Here is a 5,980-nt window from a genome sequence, read left to right as displayed (position 1 = left end):
GATGTATCGTGACCATTGACGCGATGGGTTGCCCGAGGGAGATGGCCGCCGCCCTGGCTGAAGATGCCTGTCGGATTCGCAAAGACCACGCCCCGCAGACCATGAGCTTATTGCGACAGATTGCGTTGAATCGGTTGGGGCAGGACAAATCCACCAAAGTGGGCATCAAAGCAAAGCGCAAAAAGGCGGGGGGGATGATGCTTATCTCCGCAAAATCCTTACTCAATGATTTTTATGCGTTTGCCCTAGTAGATTTCCCTGGAGGTTACTCACAATCGGAGTGAAAGTGGTATAACGGTGTCACAATGCAGCACCTTCCGGCCGAGTCTACCATAATCTGCATCTCCGCCCTTGATCAGGAGTTACAAACGGTGCCATGTTTATCTTAAAAAGGCAAGACGTTGAAATTTCAACGATTCAGCACCCCCAACGCGATCAAAAAATTCCTATTCTCCAATATCAAGGGCAAACGTTTCGCCTGATCAGTGTCTTCAGCGCATCCCAGGAAGAGGAAGCCAAAACGTTTTGGCGAGATCTCACTGATAATCGGGGTAAAGCCTGCGTCTTGCTGGAAGAGCCAGAGCGCTACAGCGTTTGGGGCAAGGTGCGATTGGAACACCTGACGGACGACGTTGGCGCTGGAGCGGGTCCAGAACCGGATGTTGAACCGTCCTTTGTGCAGGCGTGTTTGCTGTTACTCCAGGCTGTTTATATTGATATTGAGGATCTTCTGGGCAATCGCCAAGTGGCGCTATTTCAAGAGGAACTGACCTCTGTATTTAAGAAATGGCATTTTCCCCAAGCGGAGACTCCCGATGCAGTGAACCAGTTGCTCACGATCGATCCCCTGGCCTCCCTCCAAATTCCAGCTTGGCAAGAGCATCATCTCAATACCTTGCTGCAAGAACTGTATCGCCTCGGCAAAGATCATTTCGGGAATGCGAATTTTACGGGGCGGGTCATGGATGCCCTGCAAGATTTGCCCGAACGCGATCGCACCCAGTTTCTGAAATGGCTCAAACAATCACCGACCGGAAAGGAGTGGGTTTGAGCGGTAGGGCGATCGCTCCAACCGCTCACCTTCTGCATCATGGTCAACTAAAGTCTTAATTCAAATTCACGTTTGCAAACATATCCTAAACCTTGCGTTTTAGTCTGAATTAATGTTGTCTTCTGCACTATTTTTAGTAAAACTACGCTATATTTCCAGCTATCTATAACGAAAAGCGACGACTCTACCGGGGGCGATCGCAATTTTGGTCATTGGGTGCGGGAACATCCCGTCGGATCCGTATTTGGTTGTTGGGAGCAGTCCATTGAAGAAATCCACAAACTCCGCCAGTCAACTCCTCTCCCTGCAAAATATCGTGATCGCAGCGGTCGTCTGGGGAGTGCTATCTCTGCTCTTTTTCCTCCTTTTTAGTGTGCCGTTGCCAGGGGAAGATCTACCGGGATGGTATTCCGTTGGCACCTATTTTTTAGAAGAAATCGCCTTTTTATTTGCGACCCTCCTCTGCTTTCGCAACTGGCGTAGCAGCCAAATTGTGAGTGGACGGAATGTTTGGTTCTTGCTCGGCGCAGGGATGCTGTCCTACTTTATTGGCAACCTGTTTCTCATGTATTGGGAGTTGGTGCTGGGCAAATCGCCAGAAGTCTCGCCGGGAGACTTTTTCTTTCTGCTGACCTATGTATTTTTGGGCAGCGGCATGTTCTTGGCGGTTGCCTCCCGTCGCCTCAATCTGATGCTGGGACAATACGGGATCATTGCGGGGATTGCATTGCTGGGTGTCCTGATTGCCTACTTTACGGCGATCGCCGTTCCCGAAGAGCTCGACATGGGCGTAGTTGAACCCAACGCCATTGAGCAGGTTCAATCCCCGGATGCCGCTGCCACCAATGAAGCCTTGCCTCCCGATGCGGCGACTGCTCCAGCCGTTGAGCCGACACCTGCCGAGGACACTGCACCCGAAGCAGAAGCGAATGTACCGGGATGGGCGCAAGCGGTGGAAAACCTCTTGGCTCCCCTTGCAGGTATCGTTGGATGGCTCTACATTCTGGGTGATTTAGTGTTGCTGGTGATGGCAACGGCATTGCTGCTGGCCTTTTGGGGAGGTCGTTTTTCCCTGTCGTGGCGGTTCATTGCGGCAGCGGCCTTCTGCTTCTACATTGCGGATATTTGGTTCAACTACGCCACCAGCTATATTGAAGATTACGAAACCGGAGCCTTACCCGAAGTGTTTTGGATCTTTAGCGGCATTTTGGTCAGCGTGGGTGCGGCGTTAGAATACGATCTGTCCACGCGATCGCGCCGAAATTTGCGTCGCCGGACTTAAACAATTTCTCTACGAAACGTTGAAAAAAGACATATTTCTGTATCGGACTTCATCATCTATTTGCCCAGAGAATTAAGAACCTGCCATAATCGCTGAGGCAGCTTATGGGTTTCCAATGTCAAAATAGACAGGGGAACATGTGACGATTGGCGGAAGCAAAAGGATGAAGGCGTATGGCTCCTAAACGACTGACAGAAGCAGAAAAACAAGAGATTCTTGACCTCTATCGTCGTCCAGAGGAGTCTACGTCTACTCTGGCGAGTCGTTTTGGGGTAAGCAACAGCACCATCAGCCGCATTGTGAAACAGGGTATCCCTGACGAAGAATATGAAATCCTAGTCCAGCAAAAGCGCTCTGGGCCGCGCATGGATTTTGAAAGTGCTGATTTTGCCGCTCCATCGTCTCACGCTCGGGGAGCGATCGCCGATCAGTTGCCTATTTTTGAGTTTCCCGATGCAGGGAATGGCAAGGTCAAGCCTGCTAAGCCCGTTAAATCCGAAAAGCTGGATGTCCATGTGCTGGAAGAGATTGAAGAAGATTTGATGGATGTCAAGCATCGCTACGACGAGATGGAAGCCCTCAGCGATGAAGATGAATTGGATGAGCTGGATGATGAGGACGACCTTGACATTCTCGACGAAGATGACGATCTAGACGATCTAGAGGATGAGGATGGGGATTTTGCGATCGCCAGCATTGTCTCCTCCCAAGCTCAAGTCGAAATCCTGCCGTTTGCCAGTGCAAAGTTGCCCCGCACCTGCTACGTCGTGGTGGATCGCTCCTCTGAGTTGATTACCCGTCCTCTAAAGGAATTTGCGGAACTGGGGCAGATCCCAGAGGATGAGATCCAGGCCAAAACCCTCCCTATTTTTGATAACCATCGCGTGGCCCGACGCTTTTCGCGGCGCATGCAGCGGGTGGTGAAGGTTCCCGATGGGCGGATGTTTTACAAAGTGACCGAGTCGCTGCAATCCAAAGGAATCACGCGGCTGCTAATTGACGGGCAAGTGTACTCGTTGACCTAGGGGCTACTCCTCATGGATTGGTCACAACGCGATCGCGCCCTTGTATTTTGGCGAGATATAGGGCTTGATCGGCCTGAAGGATCAGGTCATCGGGCGATCGCTCCATTGCCGGAACCTGGCTGCCAAGGCCGATGCTGAGGGTTAGGAAATCCTTGACTGAAGATCCCTGATGCGGGATCGCGAGACCATGGATTTCCCTTAGGATCTCATCGGCCAGATGATTTGCCCCGGCTGCATCGGTATCCGGCAAGACAATCACAAACTCTTCGCCACCATACCGAGCGACCAAATCTGTGGGACGCCTGATCACTCCATCCAAGAGTTGAGCGACGGTCTTGAGGATTTGGTCGCCCTGCACATGCCCGTAGGTATCGTTGTAGGCTTTGAAACAGTCGATATCAATCATGAGCAGCGACAGCGGATGTTGACTTCGCCGTAGACGCAGCCACTCTTGATCTAAAAACTGATCAAAGTAGCGGCGGTTGGCCACTTCGGTTAATCCGTCTAAGTTCGCTAATCGTTCGAGTTCTTGGTTCGCTAGTTCTAGCTCCAACTCTATTTCTTTCTGGCGCGTAATATCCGTCAGCGATCCGACGGAGCCTGTGTTTTCACCCCGGTCATCAAAGGTAAACACGCAGCGAGCCATCACCCAAATCACGGTGCCGTCGCGATGCAGAAAGCGATATTCGTCTTGCCAGAAGGTTTTCGCCTCAAATGCCCGTTGCCAGGAGTGCAGCATTCGTTCCACATCCTCTGGATGGAGGCGGCTGGCCCAGCCATGCCCCAGTCATTTTTCAAAGGTGATGTCGAGAATCTTGCAGGTTTCCTGGTTAATGTAAACGCAGTTGCCGTCGGCATCATTGCGATATAGACCGACGGGTACAGCATCCGCAATGATCTCAACATTGTGCTGGCGATCGCTCAACGGTTTCTCACAAGAAATTTGAGCCTGTTGGAGTTCGGAAACGTCTTGTAGATACGCCGAGTAAACGATCTGATCCTCAACGACATTGGCTTGGGCGATCGCCCAGATATTCACCCTGACCCCATCCTGCTCAGATCGAACAATGCGGCAGGTACAACGCCAAGGCTGTTGAGTTTGCACAGCGTGATTAAAGGACTGGATGACCACGGCAAAATCATCCGGGTGAATAACCTGCAATTACCGATCTCCCGACAGATCTGCCCAAGGTCTGCCCAGGGTGTCTTCGGCGTTGGCGTTGGCGTAGAGGAGGGTTGCGTTTAGGTCAAAAACGAGAATACCCAGCGGGATTGAGTGGACTAGGCGCTCAGCATCAATACCTGACGGTATTGTACCCTCAGGATTGGGATTGATATGCTTGGCGTGTCTGATCATAGTGCCAGTGTAACCACAAGCCGTTACACCGAGATGAACACAAAAGGAGCGATCGCCCTACGTTAAGGATTCCCAGATTGCGATCGCTTAATCCGATCAATTTCCTGCTGCAACTCGTCTAACTCGCGGCGAAGACGTTCCACATCCTCGGCACTTTGGGGCGGAGATTGAGGCGTCGTCGTTGGGGGTTGGGTTATATCCTGAACGTCCACATTCACCGCACTTTCTTCCGAGCGGGGATAGTTGCCTGCCCGAATAGTCCGAAAATCATCCGAGTTAAACCACTCTTGCAGAAAATGCACCCGTTCGACAGTAAAGGGATGGCTTAAAAACACCCCGTTGGACAAATTATTGTATAGGAAAAACTTGTACACCTGGTTCAGATTGTCCTGATCCAACTCCTGGTAACGCTGCGATTGCTGAATAAATTCTTTCAAACTTAGCTCATTCACATAGCGACGACTCCCTCCTGCAAAGTACATCATGTTTTGCAGAACTGGATTTAGCTCATCCACTACCAGCAAGGCCGCCCGATCGGCTGACAGTTCCGCTTTCCGAAGCCATTCGTAAAACGCCAGGATGAGCCCGGTACTCACGACATTGCTGAGGCCAAAGGTGAGGTTAGACAGCTCAAACACCAGCGAAATCGCCCATTGGGCCATCTGCGACAGAATCGTGTGTCCACACTTCAAATGTCCTAGCTCATGGGCAAGAACTGTCCGCAGTTCGGCCTCACCGGAAATCTCCAGCAATCCCGTATTCATGACGATGCAGGGGTGATCTTGTCCGAGGGCGTAGGCATTCACCTGGGGGGATTGCGTTACAAACAGGGTGGGTTCGGGGTATATATCCAAATCATGCAAACATTGGCGGAAGATCTGATAAATCGTGGAATATTGGCGTGGCCCCACCTCAATGCTGTTGCCCAATAGGAAGATTGATCGAGGCCGCTCCAGCGTAAATTCCACAAACTTGCGTGCCACTAAATCAAACCCCGGAACGCTGCGGAGGGTTTGTTCGGCTTGGGCATCGAGGGGATGGCGAAAGGCAGCAGTGGCAATTCCAGGATAGCTAGGCATACTCGCTCTCAGGGGCAATCATGGGTGGGTTAAATGTAGGTGGCTCGGATAAGCCCCTACAGCCATCCTAAATTATTCCTTCTACGAGAGGGTGAACGACATATGCCTCTATTGCATCTGGACGGAGGGTTGGCGATCGCCCCTGATGAGGTTCCCCCAATGCCTCCCTCAGAGCCATAGCAATTT

Annotated in this window: 8 protein-coding genes; 4 read left to right on the top strand and 4 right to left on the bottom strand. The window is 51.5% G+C overall.

Going from position 1 to position 5,980, the window contains the following annotated elements; all coding sequences use genetic code 11:
- Positions 1 to 23 precede the first annotated feature (23 nt).
- From IGR76_10945 to IGR76_10930, 4 genes are all read left to right on the top strand, one after another.
- The gene (locus tag IGR76_10945; GenBank protein MBF2079010.1) at positions 24 to 284 is read left to right on the top strand and encodes a transposase; all 261 of its coding nucleotides are present in this window, start codon (positions 24 to 26) and stop codon (positions 282 to 284) included.
- Positions 285 to 376: 92 nt separating this feature from the next.
- On the top strand, positions 377 to 1,051 hold the full coding sequence (locus tag IGR76_10940) for a hypothetical protein (GenBank protein MBF2079009.1): 675 nt from the start codon (positions 377 to 379) through the stop codon (positions 1,049 to 1,051).
- A gap of 244 nt (positions 1,052 to 1,295) precedes the next feature.
- Positions 1,296 to 2,333: a hypothetical protein gene (locus IGR76_10935; protein MBF2079008.1), complete on the top strand. Its 1,038-nt coding sequence runs from the start codon at positions 1,296 to 1,298 to the stop codon at positions 2,331 to 2,333.
- 173 nt (positions 2,334 to 2,506) lie between these two features.
- On the top strand, positions 2,507 to 3,358 hold the full coding sequence (locus IGR76_10930; protein ID MBF2079007.1) for a helix-turn-helix domain-containing protein: 852 nt from the start codon (positions 2,507 to 2,509) through the stop codon (positions 3,356 to 3,358).
- Positions 3,359 to 3,368: 10 nt separating this feature from the next.
- On the opposite strand, the gene IGR76_10925 is transcribed toward IGR76_10930, so the two are convergent.
- The 4 genes from IGR76_10925 to IGR76_10910 form a co-directional block, all read right to left on the bottom strand.
- Entirely contained in the window at positions 3,369 to 4,106 is a 738-nt protein-coding gene (locus tag IGR76_10925) for a diguanylate cyclase (GenBank protein MBF2079006.1), read from the bottom strand.
- Positions 4,107 to 4,145: 39 nt separating this feature from the next.
- On the bottom strand, positions 4,146 to 4,520 hold the full coding sequence (locus IGR76_10920) for a hypothetical protein (protein MBF2079005.1): 375 nt from the start codon (positions 4,518 to 4,520) through the stop codon (positions 4,146 to 4,148).
- Positions 4,521 to 4,715 (bottom strand): PAS domain-containing protein, encoded by a 195-nt coding sequence (locus IGR76_10915; GenBank protein MBF2079004.1) that lies wholly within the window; start codon positions 4,713 to 4,715, stop codon positions 4,521 to 4,523.
- 62 nt (positions 4,716 to 4,777) lie between these two features.
- Positions 4,778 to 5,794 (bottom strand): M48 family metallopeptidase, encoded by a 1,017-nt coding sequence (locus tag IGR76_10910; protein MBF2079003.1) that lies wholly within the window; start codon positions 5,792 to 5,794, stop codon positions 4,778 to 4,780.
- Between the last annotated feature and the right edge of the window lie 186 nt (positions 5,795 to 5,980).

The sequence above is a fragment of the Synechococcales cyanobacterium T60_A2020_003 genome, assembly GCA_015272205.1.
Classification (GTDB): Bacteria; Cyanobacteriota; Cyanobacteriia; order RECH01; family RECH01; genus JACYMB01.
Note: the sequence above shows the minus strand (reverse complement) of the source record. Positions and strands in the feature narration are given on the sequence as shown.

Excerpts from the sequence above, each read along its gene's own strand:
- IGR76_10945 (MBF2079010.1), top strand. The coding sequence starts at position 24 with ATGGGTTGCCCGAGGGAGATGGCCGCCGCCCTGGCTGAAGATGCCTGT.
- IGR76_10940 (MBF2079009.1), top strand. The coding sequence starts at position 377 with ATGTTTATCTTAAAAAGGCAAGACGTTGAAATTTCAACGATTCAGCAC.
- IGR76_10930 (MBF2079007.1), top strand. The coding sequence starts at position 2,507 with ATGGCTCCTAAACGACTGACAGAAGCAGAAAAACAAGAGATTCTTGAC.
- IGR76_10915 (MBF2079004.1), bottom strand. The coding sequence starts at position 4,715 with ATGATCAGACACGCCAAGCATATCAATCCCAATCCTGAGGGTACAATA.
- IGR76_10910 (MBF2079003.1), bottom strand. The coding sequence starts at position 5,794 with ATGCCTAGCTATCCTGGAATTGCCACTGCTGCCTTTCGCCATCCCCTC.